This is a genomic window from Actinomadura roseirufa (genome assembly GCF_900659635.1).
GTDB lineage: Bacteria > Actinomycetota > Actinomycetes > Streptosporangiales > Streptosporangiaceae > Spirillospora > Spirillospora roseirufa.
In genome coordinates this window covers 1-20,066 of record NZ_CAACVB010000149.1, presented here as the reverse complement: position 1 = coordinate 20,066, position 20,066 = coordinate 1, and the positions used below count along the sequence as shown (strand labels likewise).

Here is a 20,066-nt window from a genome sequence, read left to right as displayed (position 1 = left end):
GTCCGCGCCGCCGCCGTCCGCGCCGTCCAGGCCGGCCTCCCCGTCGAAGAACGGCCGTTCGCACCACGCCGCCGCGGCGTCGAGCCGGTCGGCGCGCAGCAGCACCTGGACGGCCAGCAGCGCCGCCTCGACGGTCCAGGGATTGCGCAGGTGCAGCGGCAGGTCGCGCAGCACCTGCTCGGCGCGGCCGACCACCTCGCCGCTGCGGCGGCGGGTGAGCCCGTCGGCCAGGATCGCCGCGGCGTGCAGCTGCGGGTCCTCGCCGGGCGCCGGGACGGCGAAGCGCCGGTCGGCGGCCAGGACGGGCGTGCGCCGGTCGCGCGCGAGCGGCGGATGCGCGTAGGCCAGCCACACCTCGATGTCGCGCGGGCCGCCGCTCTCCGGGCGGACCTCCGCGCGCAGCCGGTCCAGCACCCGCACCGCCTCCTCGGCGCGGCCGAACCACAGCAGCCGGCCGACCAGGACCAGCCCGTCGGTGAGCCCGAGCCTGCCGCCGAGCGCGGCGGTCACCAGCGGCGCCAGATGCCGGGCGGCCGAGGACGGCGACGTCTGCCACTCCGCCCCGGCCAGGCGGGCCCGGATCGCGGTGCGCTCCCGCTCGCCGGACAGGCCGCGGTGCGCCAGCCGCAGGAAGCGCGCCGCCGACTCCGCCCGGTCGTCGAGCAGCTCGTGCTCGGCCGCCTCGGACAGGACGGCCGTGGCCCAGGGCTCCTGCGCGTGGTCGGCCTCGGCGAGGTGGAGGGCCACCCGCGCGGCGGGCACGCCCTGGTCGTGCAGCAGGCGGGCGGCCCCGCGGTGCAGTTCGGACCGCTCGGCCGAGGTGAGGTCGTCCAGGACCGCGGCGCGCGCCACCGGATGCCGGAACCGGCCCCGGTCGAGCACCTCGGCGGTGTTGAGCGCGTCGAGGGCGCGCCCGGCCGCCTCCGGCGCGAGCGAGACGAGCCGTCCGAGCTCGGCGGGCCCGGTCCCCGCACCCATGATCGCCAGAGCCCGCGCCACCGCCAGCGTCTCCGGCTCGCCGCGGTGCAGGCAGCTCAGCAGCGCCAGCCCGTAGCCCTCGGCCCGGGGGCCGCCGCACACGCGGACGTCCTCGACCAGCGCGTCCAGCAGCAGCGGGTTGCCGCCGCTGATGCCGTGCAGGTCGGGCCCGTCCGCCGGGCGGTCCGGCCGTCCCGGGTACGGGTCCGGCGGGGAGCCGAGCCGGCCGGCGGCGGCACGGGCCGTCCCGGCGGGGGACAGCGGGCCGAGCCGCAGCCGGCACAGCTCCGGCCGCCGGGACAGCTCCGCCAGGAACCTCAGGTGCGGCGGGCGCGGCGTCGCCTCGTCGGCCAGCGCGACCAGCACCCGCGCCGATCCGAGCCGGCGGACCAGGTGGAGCAGGAAGTGCAGGGACGGCACGTCGGCGTGGCGGAGATCGTCGACGGTCACCAGCAGCGGCTCGCGCTCGGCGAGCTCGAGCAGCGCCAGGGACAGCGAGTGGTGGGTCCGGACGGTGCGCGGGGACTCGGGATCGCCGTCGGGGGCGTCCGCGATCGACGCCAGCTCCCCGGCGAGCGGCGCGGCGGAGGCGTCCGGCTCGCCGGTCCTCGGCATACCGCGCAGGAGCTGCCCGACGACGCCGTAGGGAAGCTCGCGCTCGGCGGGGGAACAGGACGCGCGCAGCCAGCGGAACCCCGACCGCTCGGCTCGCTCGGCGAGGGCGCGCAGCAGCGTGGTCCGGCCGGTGCCGATCGGGCCCTCCAGGAGCGCGATCCGGCCGCGGTGGGCCAGGCAGCCGGTGAGCAGGTGGTCCAGTTGCAGGATCTGTTCGTCTCGTTCGACCAGTGCGTCCACGAACCCGATGATCAGGTGCGGCCGCCCACTGCCCGGCAATCGCGCGCCAATCGGCGGTCCGCTCGGGGCTCCCGCGCTCGGGCGCGCGGATCGCCGGTCACCCGTGACAGGGAAGGCGTTCCATTGTCGGAAACCCGGTAAACCCGGCGTTCCCCCACTCCGACCCCCTCAGTTCCGGCTCCGCGATTGAGCAGGTCACCGCGGTGCGCGAATGATCGGCTCCGCTGTCCGCCGCTCGTCCGACGCCCGCGAGGAGTCCCTTCATGCCCAGTCGCCGTCAGTTCATCGCCGGATCGGCCGTCGGGCTCGGCGCGGCCGTCACGGTCCACGCCAACCTGTCCGCCTACGCCGCCGTGTCCCGGCTCTTGCGGGGCGGTCCCACCGACCTCGACAAGTTCGCCGACCCCCTGCCCGTACCGCCGATCCTGAAGCCGGACACCGCGCTGACCGTCCGGCAGAAGGCGGCGACGCTGCGGGTGCACTCGCAGGTGCCGGCGACGCCCGCCTGGACCTACGAGGGCACCTTTCCCGGCCCGGTCATCGACGTGCGGCGCGGCCAGCGGGTCAGGGTGACCTGGCTCAACCGCATCGAGGGCGCGTTCCCGGTGACCGCCGTCGCCGTCCCCTTCACCGGGCTCGACTCGATCCTCAGCCCGGGACGCGGCAACGGCGAACCGCTCGCCGACGTGGCCGCCCTGCCCCCGTGGGTCGTCACCCACCTGCACGGCGGCGTGACGGGCGGCGACAACGACGGCTGGCCGGAGAACGGGATCTCCCCCGGCGAGGGCCAGCTGGCGGAGTACCCGAACGACCAGCGCGCGACCGCCCTGTGGTACCACGACCACGCGATGGCGATCACCGCCTACAACGTGACCGCCGGGCTCGCGGGCCTGTACGTGGTGCGCGACGCCGAGGAGGACGCGCTCAGGCTGCCGTCGGGCAGGTACGAGATCCCGCTGGCCATCTGCGACCGCAACCTCGACACCGACGCCGCCGGGAAGCCGAACGGGCGGCTGCTGCACAAGATCGGCTACATCGACGGCATCGGGCCGAACCACGACCAGCGGCTCAACCTGCCCTTCGCCGGCCCCTACAACGTGGTCAACGGGGTCATCTGGCCCTACCTGGAGGTCGACGCGCGCTGGTACCGGTTCCGCGTGCTCAACGCCGCCAACGCGCGCACCTACACGGTCGAGCTGCGCCAGGAGAAGCCCGACGGCACCCTCGTGCCCGTGCCCGGCGCGCTGGTGCAGATCGGCACCGACCAGGGGCTGCTCGGGGCCCCGGTCCGGCACGACCGGCTCACCCTCGCCCCCGCCGAGCGCGCCGACATTCTGATCGACTTCAAGGCGTTCAAGGGCACCCGGCTGCGGCTGGTCAACACCGAGACCAACGGGGCCTCGCCGCTCGGCCCCGAGATCATGCAGTTCCGGGTGTCCGGCGCGACCGTCGCCGACGGCTTCACCCCGCCCGCCAGGGTCTCGCCGTCGTTCACCCGGCTGGACCCCTCGAAGGTCCCGGCCGGCAGCCGCGTCCGGCACGTCGCGTTCGCCACCAGCGACGGCACCGCCGCCGGCCACCCCGAGCTGTGGGAGCTCGCGGAGGCCCCCGGCGGCTACACGCCGGAACCCGGCGACCGCATCATCAAGATCGTCAAGGACGGGCGGACCACCGTGCTGCGGCGGGTGGCCAACACCTTCGACGAGGGCGCGACGTTCTTCGTCGAGCGCGACGGCTGGGAGGTGTGGAACTTCGTCCACCTCGTCGGCCCCAACCATCCGACCCACGTCCACCTGCTGTCGTTCCAGGCGCTGTCCCGCGACAAGTACGCCGTGGGCGTCGAGACCGACGCGGCCAAGGACGTGGCGACCTACACCGTCACCTACGAGCGGGCGGGGACGCTGGGACCGGACGAGCAGGGCTGGAAGGACACCGTCCGCGTCGACGAGCACGACCTCGTGTCCGTCGCCGGCCAGTTCCACGGGGCGACCGGGCGGTACGTGTACCACTGCCACCTGCTCGAGCACGAGGACGAGGGCATGATGCGGCCGTTCGTCGTGGCTCCCAAGGAGGTCCTGGCGCGCATGGGCGCGCACGGCGGGCCGCACGGCGTGCGGCCCGCCCAGGGCGGGCGGCGCACCGCGCACGGCGGGCGCCACTGACCCCCGGGCCGGGGGCGCGGGCCCGCCGTCACCGGCGCGGCCCGCGCGTCACGCGGCCCGGCTGGTCAGGCTGTGCAGGCAGGCGACGAGGCTGCGGGCCTCGACGTTGACGTAGTGGCTGTGCCGCAGCAGGCCGACGAGCTGGTGCAGGGTCAGCCACCGGTGATCCGGCCCGGGGTCGGGCGCGTGGTCGGCGTCCGTCTCGATGATCGTGTAGCGGTTCCGGGCGTGGTGGAACCGGCCGCCCTCCTCCGACAGCAGGCTCGCGAACCGCACGCGCTCGGGCGGGGCGTCCAGCACGTCGTCCAGGAAGGGCGGCCGGGCGGCGGCCGGCAGCCAGGCGTAGTTGGGCGGCGTGCACTGCACGGTCGGGGCCAGTTCCACGACGTCGAGGTAGCCGGGCTGCACGCGCGCGTGGACCAGCGCGTGCAGCACGCCCTCGACCCGCTTGACGAGGAACGCGTTGACCCCGACGCCGATCGGCTCGATCAGCGGCTGGTCCCACCGGGAGATCTCCCGGTGCCCGGCCTCGACGCTGACCCCCATCACCCGGAAGAACAGCCCGGACTCGTGCTCGATGGCCTCCGGGGTGCGATGCCACAGCTCCGCCTCGCGCAGCGGGACGCGGCGCGCCCGCACCTCGTGCCGGCTGCGGGTCTCGGTGATCCAGCTCAGGATGTCGCCGATGGAGTGCAGTCCCGCGAACTCCTCGCTGGACGAGCGCAGGACCGACTGCCGGAACTCCTGCCCCGGGAAGGAGTAGGACGCGGCCAGCCCGACGCCGGAGAACGGCAGGCACGACAGGACCGTCCGCGAGTCCATGTTGATCACGGTGTCGCCGGCCAGCAGCCGGTGGATCTGGCCGAGGGTGAGCCAGACGAAACCTTCGAGCGGCTCCACCTCCTCGGTCGTCTCGACGATGATGTTGCGGTTGCGCTTCTGGAGGAACCACGCGCCCTGCTCGGACTGGAGCACGTCGGCGATGACGGAGTGGCGCCGGGTGTCGCGGAAGTAGTCGAGGTAGGGGACCGGGCTTCCCTGGTGCACGCGCATGTAGTTGCTGCGCGTCGCCTGCACGGTGGGGGAGAGCTCGACGCCGTCGGGGTTGCCGGGCTCGTTCTTGGCCTGCAGGAGGAAGTGCAGGATCCCGTCGATCTCCTTGGCGAGGATCCCCAGGATGCCGATCTCCGGCTGCAGGATGATCGGCTGGGTCCAGGCGGGGACCGCCGCGCCCGTCACCTCCGCCGACAGCCCCGTCACGGTGAAGAACCGGCCGCTGTCGTGGCCGATGTCGCCGGTGGCGGGGTCGGCGGACCAGCGGTCGAGCTCGTCCAGCGGCACCCGCTCCACCCGGGCGACGTCGGCGCGGCGGCGCTCGGCGAACCACTCGTGGAAGCGCGCCAGGGTGGTGACCCCCTCGGCCGCCTGCGCCGACTCGGCGATCCGCACGGCCCGCCGGTGGTCGCTCGTCAACGCCGCGATAATCCCCGACATCGCTCCTCCTTGAAATGTCATCGTCAAGGACTCCAATATGCGGGTGCGGCGATATTCGGTGGTACCGGCCGCACGTGATCAGGGGGGACTTAGGGGGGCGCTCCGGGGCGAAGGTCAGCAGGTCAGGGGGGTAGGAGCCGGTAATCGAGACCTAGCCTTCTCGCGTTTTCGCTTTCTCGGACGGAGCTCATCGACGTGAATGCCGGACCGTTGAGAATCGGCGTCATCGGCTGCGCGGACATCGCCTGGCGGCGCATGCTGCCGGCGCTGGCCGCGAACCCGGAGGTGCGGCTGACCGCGCTCGCCAGCCGCGACCCGGCCAAGGCGCGGCGCTTCGCCGGCCGGTTCGGCGGCGAGCCGGTGACGGGCTACGAGGCGCTGCTGGAGCGCCCGGACGTCGACGCGGTCTACGTGCCGCTGCCCGCGATGCTGCACGCGCCCTGGGTCGAGCGGGCGCTGCGCTCGGGCCGCCACGTGCTCGCCGAGAAGCCGCTGGCGCCGTCGGCGCCGGAGGCCGAGGCGCTGGTCGCGCTCGCCGCGTCGCGCGGGCTGGCGCTGCTGGAGAATTTCATGTTCCTGCGCCACTCCCAGCACGAGCGGGTCCGCGACCTCCTCGCCCAGGGCGTCATCGGGGAGGTGCGCGCGCTCACGGCCGAGTTCGCGTTCCCGCCGGTGCCGGGCGACCGGCCCGTCTACCGGCCCGACGTCGGGGGCGGGGTCCTGACCGACGTCGGGGTGTACCCGGTGCGCACCGCGCTGCTCTACCTCGGCTCCGGCCTTGAGGTGAGCGGAGCCCACCTGCACGTGGACGAGGACCGGGGCGTGGACGTGAGCGGCGCGGCGCTCCTGACCGCGCCTGACGGCCGGACCGCCCACCTGACCTGGGGGATGGAGCGCTTCTACCGGTCGCGGTACGCGCTGTGGGGGAGCGCCGGGCGGATCGAGGTCCCCTGGGCCTTCACGCCGCCGCCCGGACACCGCCCCGTCATCCGCGTCGAACGGCCCGACCGCGCCGAGGAGCTGACACTGCCCGCCGACGACCAGTTCGCGGCGGTCGTGACCGACTTCGTCGCGCGCGTCCGGGACGGGGTGCCGTCCGTCCTGGAGGGTGAGCCCCTGGTCGCCCAGGCCCGGCTCGTCGACCGGGTGCGGAGCCGGGCGCTGGGCGGGTGACGGCGGGGGCCGTCAGACCAGCGGCTCCCACCAGTCCCGGTTCTCCCGGTACCAGGCCACCGTCGCGGCGAGCCCGGCGTCGAAGCCGGTCCGCGTCCGGTGCCCCAGCGTGCGGCGGATCTTGCCGTCGTCCACCGCGTAGCGGAGGTCGTGGCCCTTGCGGTCGGCGACGCGCTCGACCAGTTCCCAGCCCGTCCCGGTCGCCGCCAGCAGGCGCTCGGTGAGCTCCCGGTTGGTCAGCTGCGTCCCGCCGCCGATGTTGTAGACCTCGCCGGGCGCGCCCTTGGTGCGCACCAGTTCGAGGGCGCGCACGTGGTCGTCCACGTGGAGCCAGTCCCGCACGTTCAGGCCGTCACCGTACAGCGGGACCCGCCGTCCCTCCAGCAGCCTGGTGACGAACAACGGGATGATCTTCTCCGGGTGGTGGTACGGCCCGTAGTTGTTGGAACAGCGCGTCACGCGCACGTCCAGGCCGTGGGTGCGGTGGTAGGACAGCGCCAGCAGGTCCGCGGCGGCCTTGGACGCCGCGTACGGGGAACTGGGCCGCAGTGGCGCGGTCTCCGGCGTGAACCCCTCGTCCACCGACCCGTACACCTCGTCGGTGGAGACGTGCACGAACGTCTCCAGGCCGGAGCGCAGCGCCGCGTCCAGCAGCGTCCGGGTGCCCTCGACGTTGGTGCGCACGAACTCGGCCGCGGACGCGATCGAGCGGTCCACGTGGGACTCGGCGGCGAAGTGCACGACCTGGTCGTGCTCGGCGACCAGGTGGGCGACGAGCGGCTCGTCGCAGATGTCGCCGTGGACGAACCGGAAGGCCGGATGCTCCCGCACCGCGTCCAGGTTGGCCAGGTTGCCCGCGTAGGTGAGCGCGTCCAGCACGGTGACCGACACGTCCCCCGGCCCCTCCGGGCCGAGCAGCCCGCGGACGTGGTGCGAGCCGATGAACCCCGCGCCGCCGGTCACCAGGATCCTGGTGGCCGCGGCGGGAGCGGTGGCGGTGTCGGGGGCCGGGCCGTGCGCGGTCACGAGATCCGCACCTTGCTGTAGTCGCCGAGGACGAGGCGGTGGGCGGCGCGGGTGCGCGCGGCCGGGGTGACCTCGACGGCCCGCCCGACCAGGGACGCCTCGATCGGCCGCACGCCCTGGATGGACGAGCCGTCCAGCACGATCGAGTACTCGATCTCGCTGTCCTCGATGCGGACGCCGTCCGCGATGGAGGTGAACGGGCCCACGTAGGAGCCGACGATCCGGGCGTCCGCGCCGATGATCGCCGGGCCGACGATGCGCGATCCCTTCACGATCGCCCCGGCCGCGATCCGCACCCGCCCGATGATCTCGGTGTCCGCGTCGACCTCGCCCTCCACCCCGTGCTCCAGCCCCTCCAGCACGGTGCGGTTGGCCTCCAGCATGTCGTCGACGTCGCCGGTGTCCTTCCAGTAGCCGGTGATGGTCGTCGAATGGACGTCCAGCCCCTCGTCCAGCATCCACTGGATCGCGTCGGTGATCTCCAGTTCGCCGCGCGCCGACGGCGCGATCGCGCGCACCGCCCGGTGGACCGCGGGGCCGAAGAGGAACGCGCCGACCACCGCCAGGTCGCTCCTGGGCCGCGCCGGCTTCTCCTCGACCCGGGTGATCCGCCCGTCCGGGCCGAGCTCGGCGACGCCGAAGCGGCTCGGGTCCGGTACCCGGGTGAGCAGCAGCCGGGCGTCGGACGGGCTCGCGCGGAACCCGGACACGATGCCGGTGACGCCGCCGACGATGAAGTTGTCGCCGAGGAAGAGCAGGAAGTCGTCCTCGCCGAGGAAGTCGCGCGCGATGAGGACGCCGTGCGCGAGCCCGAGCGGAGCCTCCTGCCGCAGGTAGGTGACGCGCAGGCCGAACCGCGAGCCGTCGCCGACCGCCCGCCGGATCTCGTCGGCGGTCTCCCCGACCACGATGCCGACCTCGGTGATCCCGGCCTCGGCGATGGCCTCCAGCCCGTAGAACAGCACGGGCTTGTTCCCGACGGGGACGAGCTGTTTCGCGGACGTGTGCGTGATGGGGCGCAGCCGTGTTCCGGACCCGCCCGAAAGGACCAGGGCTTTCATGATCCTCATGGTCGGGGGAGGCGCCGCCGAGCGGTCCCCTGTCGTGCGCCCGGTAACCCCTAGCCGGCGGCGGCCGACCCCGGGCCGGGCGGTCGCCGACCGCTCCGGGAGCCGTTCCGGCAGGAATTCACGCCTTGCCGCAGGGCGGAAGAGGCGGTTATGTATTGCGCGGTTTCGGGGTTTCTCGCGTTGTGGCCGCCCGAATCGGAGGTTCGGGTGGCGGAATCGGCGGCAATGGTGGCCGCATACGGCCATATTTGCTGCCGGTGATCGTCCTTTGCCGTTCTGTTGGGACGTAACAAAGTACTTACTTGCTCGCCGCAAAAGGTCAGGTTGTCGTCTCGAATGGGTCGAGCTATCACAGTCATAGCGGCCGGGCAAGTTCTATGAGAGTGCGTTGCCTGGCCGACAGTGGTGGGGCTGGAAATGGTTTGAGCGCGGGTGTGATCCTTTCTCTGGGTGCGTTACCGCACGGGGTCATGCGCGGCGGACGACGCACCGGAGGGCATCAACCGACCTTCGTTGGGGGCAACATGAGTTCGATCAGTGGATCCGCCGTCTCGGCCGGGCTGGCCGCGCACGTGACCGACACCCTGGGCGGGAGCGCGTTCTTCTCCGGCCTGCGGACCGGTGAGGTGCCGGCCGGCGTGGTGCGCGAGGTGTTCGGGCAGTACTACCTGTGGCGCAACCAGTTCCACCGCTGGTTCGGCGTCTGCGTGGTGAAGAGCCCGCCGTTCGGTACCGGGTTCGACACCTCGTTCGTCCTGTCGGAGCTCACCGAGCACATCGACGAGGAGATCAAGGGCGACCACCACGGGATGGCGGTCGCGTTCCTGCGGGCGCTGGGCGTCGCGGAACCCTCTGCGATCAAGGCGCTGCCGGTGACCGACGCCTACTCCGCGTCCTTCCCGCGGCGCTATCTGGACCCCGGCCGCCTCGGCGAGGAGGCCCTGGCGGCCCTGGCCGGCCGGGAGATCGTCGCGCCCGCCCGCAACCGCCTCACCATCGACGCGCTCTCCCGGCATTACGGGGTGACGGCCGGGCTGGAGTTCTTCGGCCTGCACGAGGAACTGGAGGTGGAGCATTTCAAATCCCTGTGGGACGCGCTGGTGAAGGGTTACCTCGCCGACGAGTCACTGCTCGTCGACGCCGCCCGTAACGAGATCACCGAGCACGTCGCCTTCTGGGACGAGGTGTACGCGCACGCGATGAGCGCCGCCGTCTAGAAGACCGCTCGAACATCACCACCGCAGATCCGCCGACCCCGCTGTCAATGGCGTGGGACGGCGGATCTGTCGCGTTCGGGACCTCTTTTTCAGATACCGAGAAAGTGATCACTTATGGAACTGTTCACCGCCATTCACTGCCGCCGTTCCCGGGCCGTGCTCACCGCGCCCGGCCCGAGCGCCGAGGACGTCGAGACCCTGCTGGCCGCCGCGGTGGCCGCGCCCGACCACGGCCGCCGGACCCCGTGGCGCTTCGTGATCCTCGCCGGGGAGGGCAAGGACGCCTTCGCCGACGTCGTCGAGAAGGCCTTCCGCGCCCGGACGGCCGGCCCAGTCGACCCGGCCCGGCTCGCCCGCGAGACCGCGCGGCTGGCCCGCGCCCCCATGGTCATCGCGATCGCGTGCGTCGCCGGGGACGGCGACTCGATACCGCACCGCGAACGGCTCGCCGCCACGGCCGCCGCCACCCAGAACCTGCTGCTGGCGGCGACCGCGCTGGGGTACGGATCGATCTGGCGGACCGGCTGGCTCGCCGACGACCCCCACGTCAAGCGGGAGCTGGGGCTGTCGCCCGCCGACGACATCGTGGCCTTCGTCCACCTCGGCGGCGCCGACGGCGACCAGCGGATGCGGCCCCGGCCCGCCGCGGAGCCGGGCGAGGTGTCCTGGGCATGGCCGCTGTCGAGATAGCGGCGCCGCCGCGGGGCCGGTGGGTCATGCTGGCGCTCGTCACCCTCGTGCAGGTCAGCGCGGCCGTCGGCACCCAGGGGCTCGGGGCGATGACCGGGATCGTGCACGACGAGTTCGGGCTGTCGGACCTCCAGGTCGGCCTCATGGTGACGGCGGCCGGCGCCGTCCCGGTGGCCGCGCTGTTCGTCGTCGGCGACCTGGTGGACCGCCACGGCGAGCGCTGGGTCCTGGCCGCGGGATGCCTGGTGATGACCGCGGGACTGGCGGGCGCGGGGGCCGCGCCCGCCTACCCGGTCGTCCTGGCCTGCCTCGTGCTGGCCGGAGCCGGGTACAGCACCGTCCAGCCCGGGGGCAGCACGTCGATCTCGGCGTGGTTCCCCGCCGGGCGGCGCGGCGTCGCGATGGGGATCCGCCAGGCGGGGCTCCCCGTCGGGGGCGCCGTGGCCGCGGTCGCGCTGCCGGCGCTGGCCACGGCGCTCGGCTGGCGGGCGGCGTTCTTCGGCGCCGCCGTCGTCGTCCTCGCCGGGGGCGTGGTCTTCGCCGCCGCCTACCGGCCGGCGCCCGGCCGCGCGGGCGGCGGCCCGGGTCCCGGGCGGGGGAGCGAGGACGGGTCCGGCGGTCTGGTGTCCAGGCTGGGGGAGACGCTGCGTGAACCGTGGATGCGGCCGGTGCTGGCGACCGGCGTCCCGATGGTCGGCCTTCAGTTCGGGCTGACGGCCTACCTGGCCCTGTTCGTCCGGTCGGCCTTCCACCGGCCTCTGTCCCAGGGCGTGCTGTTACTGGGGCTGCTCCAGGTCTGCGGGGTCGCCGGCCGCGTCGCCCTGGCGGCCTGGAGCGACCGGTCCCGCCGTCCGAGACTGGTCACCGTCCGCGCCGGCATGATCGTCACCGGTGGGTCGCTCGCGGTGCTCGCCGTGCTGCCCGCCGGGACGCCCCCCGCCGTCCTGGCGGGCGTGACCGCGGTCCTCGGGCTGGCCGGCATCGGCTGGTACGGGCCGTGGGTCGCGCACATCGCCGACGCGGCCCCGGCCGGGGGCACCGGACGGGCCCTGGGCGCGGCCATGGCCGCCAACCAGGTCGCCATCGTCGCCGCCCCGCCCGCCGTGGGGCTCCTGCGCGACCTGACCGGGAGCTACCGCCCCGGATGGCTGGCCTTCGCCGCGGTCACCGTCCTGGCCGCGGTCTCGGCGAGGACGCGCCCGCCCTAGATCAGGAGGCCGGGTGGGAGTCCCGGGCCCAGACGGTAAGAGGGCCCGGCCCTACGTCGCGGAGCCGGCGGCCCGGCCTCGTGTCCGGTGGCCCACGACCGTGGGCCACCGGACCGGCACGGCTAGCGGCCCGGACGGGCCCGCATGCGCATCCGGGCCGCCTCCTCGTGGATCTTCGCCTCGGTCTCCAGCAGCTTCGTCTCGGCCTTCTCCGTCCGGAGCCGGGCGTGCATCTCGCGGAAGCTCGGGGTGCGGCGCCGCTCACGCGCGGCGGCGGCGCGGCGGGCACGGCGCGGCGATCGTCCTCGCGTCAAACGGTCCAGGAAGCCCATCGTCACCACTCCTCGCTCGAACCGGATCGTCGGGGCCGCTCTTACCCCGCACCCGCGCGTTCATCCCCTGCGCGCCCCTGACCTGCTCAGACGCGGTGGTCCGGCGGGTCGGTCAGCGAGCGCAGGCCGGTCTCGGTCAGGGCCGGTCCCGCGACGGTGGGACGGCCCGGCCACGCGCGCAGCCCGTTGACGGCCAGGTCGAGGTGGCGGTGCGCGAGCCGGTCGCCGACGTCGCGCGGGATCGCGCCGGGCAGCGGCCGGGACAGGCGGACCAGCAGCAGGCCGATGTCGCCGAACCCGACGTCCGGGTGCAGGTCGCCGGACAGGTGGGCCGCGCCGATCAGGCGCTGGACGGCCGCGGCGCTCTCGGCGCGCACCGCGTCGATCTCCCGGTCGTCGAGCGGTATCCGTTCCAGCAGCGCCGGGATGACGGCGCCGACGCGGACGTCCAGGACCCCGTGCATGTACCTCAGGAGTGCGGCGAAGGGGTCGCTCTCCTCCTCGGCCGCCTGGACGGCCACGTCCAGCGTGCGGCGCAGAGCGTCGAGCGCGACCTCCCGGATGAGGACCGCGCGGTCGGGGAAGCGTCGGTAGAGAGTGGCGATGCCGGTGCCGGCGCGGCGCGCGATCTCCTCCAACGGCACGTCCGGCCCTCGCTCGACCAGGACCTCCTGGGCCGCTGCCAGGATGCGCCGGCGGTTGTCACGGGCGTCGGCGCGCAACGGGCGCACGGTCTTGCCGTCCGGCATCGGAGGTCGCGTGTCCTCTCTCCGTCGAGGCGATCAGGCGCAACCGTACCGTTCCGCCGCGGCGGGGCGCGGGCGCCGGTTTCGCCGGGCGGTAAGTGAAGGAATTTCCTCCACTTGATGGTACCGTGCCCTAAGTGGAGGGAAATCCTTCACTTAGGGCTGGAGGGATCATGACAGACACCGGGAGCCGGGCGCCGGCCGGGCAGCGGCCGCCGGACGACCGGCTCGACCGAGGGCTGATCGTCATCGGCGCGGTGGTGGTGCTGGGCACGATCACCGCCATCCTCGACGCGACCATCGTCAACGTGGCCACCCGCACCCTGGCCGAGCACTTCCGCGCGCCGGCCGACTCCCTCCAGTGGGTGCTGACGGGCTACCTGCTCGGGTTCGCGGGCGTCATCCCCGTCACCGGCTGGGCCGTCGAGCGCTTCGGCGCCCGGCGCGTGTGGACCACCGCGCTGCTGATCTTCCTGGCCGGCTCCGCCCTGGCCGGGGCGGCGTGGTCGCTGTCCTCGCTCATCGCCTTCCGGGTGCTGCAGGGGCTGGGCGGCGGCATGATCATGCCGGTGGGTCAGGCGATCCTCGCCCGCGCCGCCGGGCCGCGGCGGATGGGGCGCATGATGGCCTTCACCAGCCTGCCCATGATGCTCGGCTCGGTCACCGGCCCGGTGGTGGGCGGGCTGCTGGTCACCACCGTCGGTTGGCGCTGGATCTTCTTCGTCAACCTGCCCGTCGGCGCGGTGGCGGTGGCCCTGTCGCTGCGGCTGCTCCCGAGCGCCCCCGCCCGGCCGGACGCCTCGCTGGACGTGCGCGGGCTGCTCCTGCTGTCCACCGGCGTGACGGCGCTGATCTACGGGGCGTCCGAGCTCGGTGCCGCCGCCGGGTCCGGCGCCGGCTGGCGCATCGCGCTGCCGCTCGCCGGAGTGATCCTCCTGGCCCTCTACGCCCTGCACGCGCGATCGCGCGGCGCCCGCGCGCTCATCGACCTCTCGCTGTTCCGGCACCGGGGGTTCACCGCCGCCGTGCTCACCAACACGGTGGTGGCCGTCGCGCTGTTCGGCGTCCTCGTGCTGCTGCCGCTGTACTGGCAGGTGGTCCGCGGGCACGACGCCCTGGCCACCGGCCTGCTGCTGGCGCCCCAGGCGGTGGGCGCCGCGGTCGCCCTTCCAATCGCGGGACGCGTCGCCGACCGCAGGGGCGCCGGGGTGGTGGTCCCGATCGGGGTCGTCGTGGGGCTCCTCGGCACCGGCGTCTACACGCAGGTGACGCCCACCACCCCCGCCGTGGTGCTCGCCGCCGCGCTCTTCGTCATCGGGCTCGGCCTGGGCGCCACCATCAGCCCGTCCATGGCGGCGGCGTACAAGGGCCTGCCGGGCAGGGCGATCCCCCAGGCGACCAGCGCGCTGCAGACGCTGCAACGCGTCGGCGCGTCCATCGGCACCGCGGCGATGGCCATCGTCCTGCAACGCCAGATCGTGGACCGGACGTCCCTGCCGGCACGGGCGAGCCTGGCCCCCCTGCCGGCGGAGGTCCGGGCGCGCCTGGCCCCCGCGCTGGCCGACTCCTTCGCCTACGCCTTCTGGACGGCGCTGGCGATCGGCGGGCTCGCGGCGCTCACCGCCCTGCTGCTGCCGCGTTCGTCCGGAGGACGGCCCGCGCCGGCGGAGAAGGGCTCATGACCCGTGGCGCGTCACGTGGCCGGTCTCATCGGCTCTCCGGCCCGCCGGACGGCCGCCTTCCAGCAACGCGTCGAAAGGCCGTGTGTTCCGGCCCGTCCCCGAGGTGACGGCCGGTATCTGATCACCTTGAGAAACCCGCCGCGGTAATTCCCCGACCCGGCGACCGGCTGCGTGATAGGCCGTATTTCTCCCCTCTTCCGGTGGTCTGTATTCGGGTGTGGACCGGTATCTCATGACCAAGTCCGGACAGCCGGTGATCTTGACGGACGGGCACGGCGGGACCAGCCGGTATTTCGCGGGCCTCCGCGCGGCTCCGCTTCCGGTCCGGTTCCCGTCGGTACGGGGGCGGCCACGGAGCGGTGTTCGATATCGGTGCGGACCGCCAGCCCCTTTTCGGACGGCACGCCGGTGGCCACGAAGCGTCGAATGCCGCGTTCCCCTCCCGGTGCTGGAGGTGGGATCTTGCCCGTTCCTCCGAATCGAGGTTGTGGCACGTTCTCTATCCGCTCCATCGGCTGCGTCCGGCTGGCCGCACAGTTGTTTTTTGCAATACGAGAATTGCATATTGACGCTCTGTTGGGCCCATCGCATACTCGACAACAATGCAAGCCGATCAGGTGTGAGCGTGCACCCCGGGTGACCGGCCGCATTTGCGGCCGCCGAGATCACCATGCTCTTTACCGACGTGGAGACGACAATGGTCGGCTCTGCCCGCCCCCGAGGTGATGTGGACGCTGGATCTGCACCTGTTCACCGTCGTTCCCTTACTTCACCGGCATCACCGGCCGCCCCGGTGACGCACCGCGCCGTTTCGCCTCCGGACCGGAGGGCGTTGGCCCGATGCCTCATCCCGTCCCGGTGACCGGGGCGCCGCCGGACGGCCGGACGGACCGTTCCCAGGGGATTTCATGGACATCGAAAGCACGATCAAGAAGGTTCTCGTCGCAGACCTTTTCGTGGAGGCTCCGCTCGCCGACATCGACGACCAGGAGAGCCTGCGCGACATCTACGGGCTCGATTCCGTCGGATTCATGGAACTGCGCGTCCAGTGTGAGGAGCTGTTCCAGATAGAGATCTCCGACGACGATTTCGTGCCCGAGCACTTCCGTACGGTGGCGACGCTGGCCGCGCTGGTCCGGCGGCTGCGCGCGGAGCCGGCGTGACCGGGCCCCTCGCCGGGACCGGCGCCGCGCGGACGAGGCCGGACGACGGGCTGCACCTCGACCACTACGCCGGGCATCGCCAGCCCTTCGAGCACCTGGGCGGGCACGGGGTGCGGATGCGGCTGGCGGAGATCGGCGGACCGCGGGCCGGGACGCCCTTCGAGGTGATCGACGCGAGCGGCGGCTACGGTTCCGCCTGCCTCGGGGCGGGGCACCCGGTGGTGCGCCGCGCCCTGGCCCGGGCCGCGGACGACCTGGGCTACGCCACCGACGAGATCGCCTCGTCCGAGCGGACGCTGCTGCTCGCCGAGACGCTGGGCGACGGCGGCCTGTGGTGCGATCACTTCCCGCCCGGCGAGTACCACGTGAGCGGCCGCAACTCCGGTTCGGAAGGGGTGGAGCTGGCGCTGCGGCTCGTCCTCGAGTCGCGGTTCGACCGGCGGACGCTGCGTCCCGGCCGGGGCGCGGGCCGGGACGTGATCCTGGCCTTCGAGGGCGCCTGGCACGGCTGGACGGGCGCGCTCACGGCCCTGCTGAACCGCCGGCACTACCGCATCGGGCTGCCGACGCCGGCCGCGGAGGGTCCCTACGGCCTCCAGGTGCGGTTCGTGCCGTTCGGGTCCGCGGAGGCCGTCCGCACGTTCTTCGCGGAGCTGGGACACCGGGTGCTCGCCGTCGTCATCGAGCCGGTGCAGGGCGACGCCGGGGTGCTGCTCCCGCCGGAGGGCTACCTGCGGGAACTGGCGGGGCTGGCGCGCGAGCACGGGGCGCTGTTCGTCGCCGACGAGGTGCTGACGTTCGCCAAGACGGGCCGGTTCTTCGCCATGACCGACGAGCGGGGCCCGATCCCGTCCGACGTCACCGTGATCGGCAAGAGCCTCGGCATGGGCGTGCTGTCGACATCCATGATCATCGCCAGGCGGGACCTCGCCGTGCGCGCCTCGGGCGCGGTCGCCACCTCCGATCTGAGGCCCCTGACCTGCGCGGTCATCCGTGACGGGCTGCGCTTCATCGTGTCGGACGGGCTGCTGGAGCGCTCGGCCGCCCTCGGGGACGCGCTGTCGGAGCTGCTGCGCCGGGAGGTCCTCGAGGAGTTCCCCGAGCTGTACCGGGAGCACCGGGGGATCGGCGTGCTGCACGGCTTGGAGCTGACCGAGACCGCGGCCGAGCACGTGGAGGCACTGCGCCGCCAGGTGATCCTCGCGGGCACCTACGTGGAGTTCATGGGTGGGGCGGGGCGGCGCTCGCACGGGCTGCCGTACGTGTACCCGACGATGCGGGTCGCGCCGCCGCTGGTCACGAGGCGGGACGAGCTGGAGCGCCTGGTGGCCGGGATCCGCGCGGGCTCGGCGGCGTTCCGCGGCGCCCTGCGGGACGGCTCCGCGGCGGGGCGGGGATGACGGCCGGGACGGCGGCGGTGGTCTCGTCGCGGATCGCGCGGTTCAAGGTGGAGCACGTCGACACCGACGCCGCGGGGGTCGTGCACTTCTCCCGCTACGCGTCGTGGCTCGAATCGGCCGTGCTGGACGACATGGAGGACCTCGGTTTCGGCGTGGGGTCGCTGGCCGAACACGGCCTCGCCCCGGCCGTGATGGAGCTGAGCGTGAGGTACGTGCGCCCTGCCCGTTTCCCGGACCGGATCGAGGTGCCGGTGCGGGTCGACCACGTGGGCGGGGCGTCGTTCCGGTTCGCGGGCGAGGTACGGCGGGACGAGGCGCGGGGGGACGAGGGGGCGCTGCTGGCCAGCGGGAGCCTCCGGCTGTGCCTGGTCTCCGGCACGGCCGCGGCGCCGGCCAGGATCCCGGCCGGCCTCCGGGCGAGACTGCGGGACCGTATGGAGGGAGCAGCCCGATGACCGATGCCACGGCCCCCGTGACGGCGGACGGCGTGCTGGGGTTCACCGAGATCAAGCGGTGGCTCCGGCACCGGCACCCGATGATCTACATCGACCGGGTGCTCGACCACCGGCCGGGCGAGTACCTGCGCAGCACGCTCGCGGTGTCGGGGACGATGGACAGCATCGCCGGCCACTTCCCGGAGCGGGCGATCTTCCCGGGGAGCCATCTGATCCAGGCGTTCGCCCAGTCCGGGATCATCCTCTACCAGATGAGCACGTCGCTGCTCGGCGACGACGAGCTGACGCTGATCGGGTCGGTGCACAGCAAGTTCCACAAGATCGTGGTGGTCGGCGACCAGGTCGTCTTCGACGTGCGCAGCGACCGGATCACCCCGACCACCTTCCACTTCTCCTGTCGCGCGACCGTCGAGGACCGGCCGGTCGCGGCCTTCCGCGGCTCGCTCGTGCGGGTCAAGGTCGAGCAGCTCGGACGGCAGCTGTGGTGACCGTCTGCGTCACCGGGATGGCCTGGACGACCGCGCTCGGCACCGATATGACGCGGGTGTGGAGCCGTCTCCTGAACGGGGAGTCGGGCATCACCGAGGTGCGGACGGAGCACCGGCTGCGCAACGCGCTCGCCGCCCCCGTGGCCGCCCCCGGCGGGACGCGGAGCCCGGCGGCGCGGCAGCGCGCGATCGCCGCCGACACGATCGGCCGGGCCCGCGCCGACGCGGGGCTCGTCCCCGGGTCGCCGGACGAGGAGCCGTGCCTGGTCATCGGCACGAGCTTCGGTGCCCACCTCGACGGGGAGGACGCGCCGCTGGACCGGTGGGCCGGGGAGGTGGCGCGCGGGCTCGGGATGAGCCGCCCGCCCGTCGTGGTCAGCACGGCGTGCTCGTCGGGGTCGGACGCGATCGCCGCCGGGACGGCGCTGCTCGGCTCCGGCGCCGCGGACGCCTGCCTGTGCGCGGGAGTCGACGTCCTCACCCCGGCGAAACGGCTGGGGCACAGCGCGCTCGGCACGATGTCGCCGACCCGGCTGCGGGCCTTCGACCGGCGGGCCGACGGGACGCTGCTCGGCGAGGGCGGCGGCTGCCTCGTGCTGGAGACCGCGGAGTCCGCGCGGCGCCGCGGGGTGACGCCCTACGCCGTCGTGCACGGCGCGGGCGCGGCCAACGACGGCGCGGGCATGACCGTGCCGGACCCGTCGGGGGAGGGGGTGCTGCGCGCCGTCCGCGCCGCGCTGGCCGGCACCGGCTTCGGCCTGCCCGACGTGGCCGTCGTCAACGCCCACGGGACGGGCACGCCCGCCAACGACGCCGTGGAGACCGCGAGCCTGGCCCGGCTCTTCGCCGGGGCGGACCGCCCGGTCGTGTTCGCGACGAAGGGCGCGTTCGGCCACAGTCTCGGCGCGACGGGCGCGGTCGAGGCGATCGCCGTGATCCTGGCGCTGCGGCACGGCTGGGCGCCGCCGGTGGCCGGGCTGCGGGACGTGGTGGAGGGGTTCGGGCCGCCGATCCCCGCCGGGCGGGCGGCGCCGGTGGACAAGGGCGTCGGGCTCAGCCTGACCCTCGGTTTCGGCGGGTTCATCACCTGCCTGGCGTTCGGCGTCTGACGATGAACGCGTGGAGTGAGGCGGACGGGCTGCGGGTGGCGGGCGACGGGCTGGCCAGGACCGCGGACCTCGGCTCGGCGGGCCGCACCCGGGCGTCGTTCTACGCGGACCCGGTGGCCTGGCTCGTGGTGGACGCGCTCGAACTCGCCCTCGAACGGGCCGGGCCGCACGCCCGGGAGGCCCTCGCCCGGACGGGCGTGCTGGCGGTGAGCGAGTACGCCACGCGGCACACCATGGGGTCGATCGGCCGGCAGGCCGCGCGCGGCCGGGTGTCGCCCCTGCGGTTCGCCGGCGCGAGCCCCGGTTCGCTCGCGGGGCTGGCGTGCGTCGTCCTCGGCTTCCGCGGCCCGACCCTGCTGCTCGGCATGCCGCCCGCGACGGCGCGGGCGGCGGCCCTGGCGATCGTGTCGCACTGGACGGCGACCGGCCAGTGCCGCTACGTCGCCGTCGCCGAGCACAGCGTGACGGGGGCCGTCCACACCGTCCACGGCCGGATCGTCGAGCGGGACGACGCCCCGGTCCCGCCGAAGGAGGGCCTCTGATGGAGGGCGCCGGGCTGCCGCTCACGAGCGAGGCGGCCGAGGCGTACGTCGCCGGGCGTGTGATCGACCTGGATCCCTGGCCCGAGCCGCAGGCGACCGTCCCCGCGATCGCGGGCATGTTCGCCGCGGCGCTGCCGCGGCCGGGCTCGGTCGTGCTGCTCCGGCTGCCGAGCGGCGCCGCCCTGCTGCGGTATCTGCTCGGTGCCCTGTACGCCGGGGCGGTGCCGGTGCCCGTCGCCCCGGCGGCGCCGTCGGAGCGGGTGCGCGGGCTCGCCG

General features: G+C 73.9%; 18 protein-coding genes and 1 pseudogene. 13 read left to right on the top strand and 6 right to left on the bottom strand.

The genetic code is table 11. The annotated features are described in order from the left end of the window. A partial coding sequence (locus tag E1291_RS26755) for an AAA family ATPase (RefSeq protein ID WP_165495295.1) occupies nt 1-1,833 on the bottom strand: 1,833 nt, incomplete at its 3' end. 263 nt (nt 1,834-2,096) lie between these two features. On the opposite strand from E1291_RS26755, the gene E1291_RS26750 reads away from it, so the two are divergent. Beyond that, nucleotides 2,097-3,995 (top strand): multicopper oxidase family protein, encoded by a 1,899-nt coding sequence (locus E1291_RS26750; RefSeq protein ID WP_131740848.1) that lies wholly within the window; start codon nt 2,097-2,099, stop codon nt 3,993-3,995. 48 nt (nt 3,996-4,043) lie between these two features. Here E1291_RS26750 and E1291_RS26745 read toward each other — a convergent pair whose 3' ends face one another. Next, entirely contained in the window at nt 4,044-5,489 is a 1,446-nt protein-coding gene (locus tag E1291_RS26745) for an NDP-hexose 2,3-dehydratase family protein (RefSeq protein ID WP_131740847.1), read from the bottom strand. 195 nt (nt 5,490-5,684) lie between these two features. Here E1291_RS26745 and E1291_RS26740 point away from each other — a divergent pair, with 195 nt between their 5' ends. Beyond that, nucleotides 5,685-6,662: a Gfo/Idh/MocA family protein gene (locus E1291_RS26740; RefSeq protein WP_131740846.1), complete on the top strand. Its 978-nt coding sequence runs from the start codon at nt 5,685-5,687 to the stop codon at nt 6,660-6,662. A gap of 12 nt (nt 6,663-6,674) precedes the next feature. On the opposite strand, the gene rfbB is transcribed toward E1291_RS26740, so the two are convergent. Together rfbB and E1291_RS26730 are read right to left on the bottom strand one after the other, a co-directional pair. Continuing rightward, nucleotides 6,675-7,688: a dTDP-glucose 4,6-dehydratase gene (gene rfbB, locus E1291_RS26735; protein WP_131740845.1), complete on the bottom strand. Its 1,014-nt coding sequence runs from the start codon at nt 7,686-7,688 to the stop codon at nt 6,675-6,677. Next, nucleotides 7,685-8,749: a glucose-1-phosphate thymidylyltransferase gene (locus E1291_RS26730; protein ID WP_131740844.1), complete on the bottom strand. Its 1,065-nt coding sequence runs from the start codon at nt 8,747-8,749 to the stop codon at nt 7,685-7,687. Before E1291_RS26730 ends, rfbB begins: the two co-directional genes overlap by 4 nt. 533 nt (nt 8,750-9,282) lie before the next feature. Here E1291_RS26730 and E1291_RS26725 point away from each other — a divergent pair. The 3 genes from E1291_RS26725 to E1291_RS26715 all read left to right on the top strand — a co-directional run bounded on the left by E1291_RS26725 (nt 9,283) and on the right by E1291_RS26715 (nt 11,873). Continuing rightward, entirely contained in the window at nt 9,283-9,975 is a 693-nt protein-coding gene (locus tag E1291_RS26725; protein ID WP_165495294.1) for an iron-containing redox enzyme family protein, read from the top strand. 114 nt (nt 9,976-10,089) lie between these two features. Next, nucleotides 10,090-10,665: a nitroreductase family protein gene (locus E1291_RS26720; RefSeq protein ID WP_131740842.1), complete on the top strand. Its 576-nt coding sequence runs from the start codon at nt 10,090-10,092 to the stop codon at nt 10,663-10,665. Next, the gene (locus E1291_RS26715; RefSeq protein ID WP_131740841.1) at nt 10,647-11,873 is read left to right on the top strand and encodes an MFS transporter; all 1,227 of its coding nucleotides are present in this window, start codon (nt 10,647-10,649) and stop codon (nt 11,871-11,873) included. The genes E1291_RS26720 and E1291_RS26715 overlap by 19 nt, the downstream gene beginning before the upstream one ends. A 122-nt stretch (nt 11,874-11,995) precedes the next feature. Here E1291_RS26715 and E1291_RS26710 read toward each other — a convergent pair whose 3' ends face one another. Next, nucleotides 11,996-12,205: a hypothetical protein gene (locus E1291_RS26710; protein ID WP_242614390.1), complete on the bottom strand. Its 210-nt coding sequence runs from the start codon at nt 12,203-12,205 to the stop codon at nt 11,996-11,998. A gap of 86 nt (nt 12,206-12,291) precedes the next feature. Then, nucleotides 12,292-12,954, bottom strand: a complete 663-nt coding sequence (locus E1291_RS26705) for a TetR/AcrR family transcriptional regulator (protein WP_131740840.1) — start codon at nt 12,952-12,954, stop codon at nt 12,292-12,294. Nucleotides 12,955-13,124: 170 nt separating this feature from the next. Between E1291_RS26705 and E1291_RS26700 the strand changes: the two genes are divergently transcribed. The 8 genes and pseudogenes from E1291_RS26700 to E1291_RS26665 form a co-directional block, all read left to right on the top strand. Continuing rightward, nucleotides 13,125-14,633: a DHA2 family efflux MFS transporter permease subunit gene (locus tag E1291_RS26700; protein ID WP_131740839.1), complete on the top strand. Its 1,509-nt coding sequence runs from the start codon at nt 13,125-13,127 to the stop codon at nt 14,631-14,633. 908 nt (nt 14,634-15,541) lie between these two features. Beyond that, nucleotides 15,542-15,796 (top strand): cispentacin biosynthesis acyl carrier protein AmcB, encoded by a 255-nt coding sequence (amcB, locus tag E1291_RS26695; protein ID WP_131740838.1) that lies wholly within the window; start codon nt 15,542-15,544, stop codon nt 15,794-15,796. Continuing rightward, entirely contained in the window at nt 15,793-17,196 is a 1,404-nt protein-coding gene (gene amcC / locus E1291_RS26690) for an amipurimycin biosynthesis protein AmcC (protein ID WP_207400953.1), read from the top strand. Before amcB ends, amcC begins: the two co-directional genes overlap by 4 nt. Next, on the top strand, nt 17,193-17,651 hold the full coding sequence (locus E1291_RS26685) for an acyl-CoA thioesterase (protein WP_131740837.1): 459 nt from the start codon (nt 17,193-17,195) through the stop codon (nt 17,649-17,651). Before amcC ends, E1291_RS26685 begins: the two co-directional genes overlap by 4 nt. Then, nucleotides 17,648-18,139, top strand: a complete 492-nt coding sequence (amcE, locus tag E1291_RS26680; protein ID WP_131740836.1) for a cispentacin biosynthesis cyclizing decarboxylase AmcE — start codon at nt 17,648-17,650, stop codon at nt 18,137-18,139. The genes E1291_RS26685 and amcE overlap by 4 nt, the downstream gene beginning before the upstream one ends. Continuing rightward, on the top strand, nt 18,136-19,248 hold the full coding sequence (amcF, locus tag E1291_RS26675) for a cispentacin biosynthesis acyltransferase subunit AmcF (RefSeq protein WP_207400952.1): 1,113 nt from the start codon (nt 18,136-18,138) through the stop codon (nt 19,246-19,248). Before amcE ends, amcF begins: the two co-directional genes overlap by 4 nt. Nucleotides 19,249-19,250: 2 nt before the next feature. Continuing rightward, nucleotides 19,251-19,790, top strand: coding sequence for a cispentacin moiety biosynthesis protein AmcG (amcG, locus tag E1291_RS26670; protein ID WP_131740835.1), 540 nt, complete (start codon nt 19,251-19,253; stop codon nt 19,788-19,790). Next, nucleotides 19,790-20,066, top strand: a pseudogene (locus E1291_RS26665) (hypothetical protein); the annotation flags it as partial. The gene amcG and the pseudogene E1291_RS26665, both read left to right, overlap by 1 nt.